This is a genomic window from Sphaerospermopsis reniformis (assembly GCF_005402885.1).
GTDB classification, from domain to species: Bacteria; Cyanobacteriota; Cyanobacteriia; order Cyanobacteriales; family Nostocaceae; genus Sphaerospermopsis; species Sphaerospermopsis kisseleviana.
This window is the reverse complement of record NZ_BJCE01000531.1, coordinates 1-711: the sequence shown is the minus strand read 5'-3', so window position 1 is coordinate 711 and position 711 is coordinate 1. Positions and strand designations below refer to the sequence as shown.

At 36.8% G+C, this 711-nt stretch carries 2 pseudogenes; one reads left to right on the top strand and one right to left on the bottom strand.

The window, feature by feature from the left end:
* A pseudogene (locus FFR48_RS28230) lies at positions 1 to 93 on the top strand (IS5/IS1182 family transposase); the annotation flags it as partial.
* Positions 94 to 450: 357 nt separating this feature from the next.
* Here FFR48_RS28230 and FFR48_RS28225 read toward each other — a convergent pair.
* A pseudogene (locus FFR48_RS28225) lies at positions 451 to 711 on the bottom strand (ATP-binding protein); the annotation flags it as partial.

Genomic DNA, 711 nt, shown 5'->3' with positions numbered 1-711 from the left:
CGATTAGTCCGAGATTATGAATTATTGCCCGAAACATCTGAGACTTTTATCTACCTTGCTATGATCCGTATTATGGTTAGGCGACTTGCCTAAATTTTGACTGCCAAAAACTTTTCAAACACCCTCTAACTCTGTTAATGATGAACAGATAGAAGATTGTATTTTGAAATTGTTGGACTAAAAGTATTCCCTATTCCCTATTCCCTATTCCCTATTCCCTATTCCCTATTCCCTGCCTCAACGAAGGGACTTTTTCAGCAAACCCTAAATATGAAACGGTTAGTTAACTACTATCAACAAGATCGTGATTTAGCAGTTCAAGAAGGTAAGCGTCTTTTAAAACCTTTGTAGAGACGTTGCATGCAACGTCTCTACATTGAATTTTCGGACAGGTCTATTAATTTTATTATACCATTTATTTCTGCTAAAAACAGTGAGTTTTGCCAACACTCAAGCCCGAATCACAGTAATTCTATATTGATTTTCTGTCACCACCACCTCAGTTGATAATCTCTCCTCCATAGGTAAAGCATTTTTCCGCCTATCAAAGATAAATAACCAACCAAAATCTAAACCCAAACGCCCTAAATAAGATTCTAATTGTTCAATTCCATCACCTTGAGGATCGCGTTTTTTATCCCGCCACACTTTCAATTCAATCCCTAAAATAACATCTTTATAACGCAGACATAGATCCATTCTATCGCTACC